General features: G+C 44.4%; 4 protein-coding genes. 2 read left to right on the forward strand and 2 right to left on the reverse strand.

All coding sequences use genetic code 11. From position 1 onward, the window contains the following. The coding region (locus tag F6K20_RS31160; RefSeq protein ID WP_287297311.1) for an eCIS core domain-containing protein at positions 1 to 759 on the reverse strand (759 nt) is incomplete at its 3' end. Between the two features lie 302 nt (positions 760 to 1,061). Between F6K20_RS31160 and F6K20_RS31165 the strand changes: the two genes are divergently transcribed. Further along, the gene (locus F6K20_RS31165) at positions 1,062 to 1,445 is read left to right on the forward strand and encodes a XisI protein (protein ID WP_008181765.1); all 384 of its coding nucleotides are present in this window, start codon (positions 1,062 to 1,064) and stop codon (positions 1,443 to 1,445) included. Here F6K20_RS31165 and F6K20_RS31170 read toward each other — a convergent pair whose 3' ends face one another. After that, positions 1,446 to 1,658, reverse strand: coding sequence for a hypothetical protein (locus F6K20_RS31170; RefSeq protein ID WP_071986840.1), 213 nt, complete (start codon positions 1,656 to 1,658; stop codon positions 1,446 to 1,448). A gap of 315 nt (positions 1,659 to 1,973) precedes the next feature. Here F6K20_RS31170 and F6K20_RS31175 point away from each other — a divergent pair, with 315 nt between their 5' ends. Continuing rightward, entirely contained in the window at positions 1,974 to 2,915 is a 942-nt protein-coding gene (locus tag F6K20_RS31175) for a cobalamin-binding protein (protein ID WP_008181767.1), read from the forward strand. The last annotated feature ends 241 nt before the right edge of the window (positions 2,916 to 3,156 follow it).

Here is a 3,156-nt window from a genome sequence, read left to right on the forward strand (position 1 = left end):
TGTCAATTCATGGGCAATCAATTCCTGCCCTCCTCGACTCCCAGGGTTATATTCCCCCTGCCGAAAGAAGATATCTTTACCTGTAGTAAAAGCACGAGCTTGAATAGATTGATTCAACTGGTCAGATTGGGCATCATTGTGAACCCTGACTCCACTAAAATCTGCCCCAAACGACTGTTCCATTGGTTTCCGGATACTTAAGGCGATCGGCATCCCCGACCCCCTTGCCTGTTGGATTGAGCTTTCTAACTCTGGGGTAGCCGCCATCCCACCTTCTACAGATTGAAGCTGTAACTTTGGCTTCCTCATCAGTTCATCTTGCTGACCTTGAGCTTGAATCGAGTCTGGTTGATTGCTGTGACTAGTCACTGGTGTGTTGATCCGATCCACTACTTCCGATGCTACTCGGTCAGCTTCAAGCTCATATTTATCCCCAGCTTCACCAATAGTTAGCTTCGCCTGCACTCGATTGCCCTGCTGCCAATTGCCCTTTAATTCATGGGAAAGTCCCCTAAACATTGGCATTCGCTGGATTGGTTGCCCACTCACAGGGGAGACACTACTCAGCAGAGGATCTTGGGAACGATGAACTTGTCCAGATAAGTCTGGCTGGGATTTAATTAGATTACCCAGTGCTCGGTTACCAATTATCCCTTGCAGTTCCTCGACTGGGTGGTATGTTGGCTTCCTACTTCCCGATACTATAGACTGATCTCGAGCTTGTGTCGTTCTGGTTTGGCTTTGTCGTAGATTACCCATGAGCTTGGTTAAATTAAGAGTCGGCAAACGTCACATCATCATCATAGAGCCGAACAGTGACTGGATCAAGAACAGTATCATAAAACTACTTTGGCAAGGGCTCTACTATCAGCGATCGCACTGGAATCTGAATTGTTCTATCGTAACCATTCAGCTCATACGCTATAGGCAAGCTATGATAACAGCGTTCAAGCGGATCGCTTCTTTTAAGCTGACTGCTGAGTGCTGATAGCTGTTGGCGTAGCCTGCCCGTAGCGCATATGCTTACTTATTTATGACGCCATTAAAGAGGTGATTTTACAATGTATAACCTAGAGTTTTATCGCCAGATAATTCAGTCGTTGTTGACGGATTATGCTGCCATTCCCATCGCCAATGGAGTGATTGATTGCTACACGGTTTTTGATACGAAACAAGACCACTACATGGTAATGACTGTGGGATGGGATGGCTATCGGCGGGTCTATGGTTGTGTTTTACATTTAGATATTAAGAAGGGAAAGATTTGGATTGAGCAAAATATGACGGAAATGAGAATAGGCCAAGAACTTGTGGATCGAGGGGTAGCGAAGGACGATATTGTGCTGGGGTTTCAAGCACCAGAATTTCGGCAATATACGGACTATGGTGTTGGATACTTTGTAAGTATGGTAGGGTGGGCAAATGATGATAGTTTGGCAATTTAATTAGGAATCATCGACCTTTGCCCACCAGCATGGTAGGGTGGGCTCGTCTTGCGCTTCGAGGATAGATTCATCCCCTTGACGAATGGCTCGTCCATAAGCCAGCACCTCCTCAAATGCCGGTTCATCTTTAAAAGATCCTGTAATTTGTTGTAGCCAATTCATCGGTTGGGGGGTCGAAACTTGCTTCTGTAACTCCGCGATCGCATCCTCTATGGCTGTTAGCCTTTCCTAAGCGAGAAGTGTTGATTGTCATTTGAGTTTTTCGTTAATCAGTAAATCAATTGACATTGTTATAATTCAATATAACAGAATTCGGAATTAGTTGGTTGGATTTTATTCCCTCAAGCCAATCTACAAGATCGGCGTAAGGACTTGTTTTTTTTGGCAATTAATTGTACTATTAAATCGTTTGTTTTGAACAATGCAAATAGATGGTTTGTTACATTTCATGCTATAGATGGTGCGTTACATTTCATTAACGCACCCTACAAGAGATGCGATCGCACTGAATTTATCAAGGTCTAAACTATGCTTTCACAAAACCTGAGAATTGTTACTCTGCTCCCCAGTGCCACGGAAATTGTGGCAGCTTTAGGATTAACTGATGCCATTGTGGGGCGATCCCACGAATGCGACTATCCCGCAACCATCAAAAATCGACCTGTCTGCACCGAGGCTCAAATCAATAGCGACAAACCTAGTGCCGAGATTGATGATGATATAAACAATCTGGTAAAACGTGCCTTGAGTATTTACCAAGTAAAAACTGATGTTTTAGAACAATTGCAACCAACCCACATTGTTACTCAAGATCAATGTGATGTCTGTGCTGTCAACTTCGATGTGGTCGAGAAAGCAGTTGCTAACCTTACTAATAGCCAGCCTCAGATAATTTCCTTGCAGCCAAACTTGCTAGCTGAAGTTTGGGCAGATCTTGAGCGAGTTGCTACCATCTTGGGAGTAGAGTCACAATCTTTACTGAAGCAATTACAGTCTCGCGTCGAAACCTGTAGGCAAAAGACACAGGAAATCTCGGAAAATCACCGCCCTACTGTTGCTTGCATAGAGTGGACTGATCCTCTCATGGCTGCTGGTAACTGGATTCCTGAATTAGTAACAATTGCAGGTGGTAATCCTGTGTTTGGAGCTTTAGGTAAACATTCCCCTTATCTGGAATGGGATGCTCTAGTAAAAGCTGATCCAGACGTAATTATTGTAATGCCTTGCGGCTTTGATTTGGAACGCACAACACAAGAAACCCAACAGATGGCTCAACATTCGCAGTGGTCAAGTTTGCAAGCGGTACGCCAGCGTAAGGTTTTTGTTACTGATGGTAATGCGTATTTCAATCGTCCAGGACCAAGACTAGTAGATTCAGTAGAAATGATAGCGGAAATTTTGCATCCAGACCTGTTCACCTTTGGTTATCAAGGCAGTGGCTGGGAACGGTTTGAGGTAGGAAATGCTTAAGTGCGATCGCATTTTGTAGGGTGGGCATTGCCAGTTTCCCACTCCCCTACCTGCCCGAATTCACCAAAGCAATGCCCACCAAAAAGTCAAGCTACCCACAGTTAATCTATAGCGTTTCTCATACCTATGAGGTACAGTATTCATGGGCGCTTATTACCTTAAGACCTTCTTACTTCTGCCTTCTGCCTTCTGCCTTCTGCCTTAAAAGGATAAGTTTTGTCCTCATGACTCTGAGAATTGC

Source organism: Moorena sp. SIO2C4 (assembly GCF_010672485.1).
In the GTDB taxonomy this organism is placed as follows: Bacteria; Cyanobacteriota; Cyanobacteriia; order Cyanobacteriales; family Coleofasciculaceae; genus Moorena; species Moorena producens.

Bases quoted from the DNA above. Each gene is read 5' to 3' on its own strand.
- F6K20_RS31165 (WP_008181765.1), top strand. From the start codon at position 1,062: ATGTATAACCTAGAGTTTTATCGCCAGATAATTCAGTCGTTGTTGACG.
- F6K20_RS31175 (WP_008181767.1), top strand. From the start codon at position 1,974: ATGCTTTCACAAAACCTGAGAATTGTTACTCTGCTCCCCAGTGCCACG.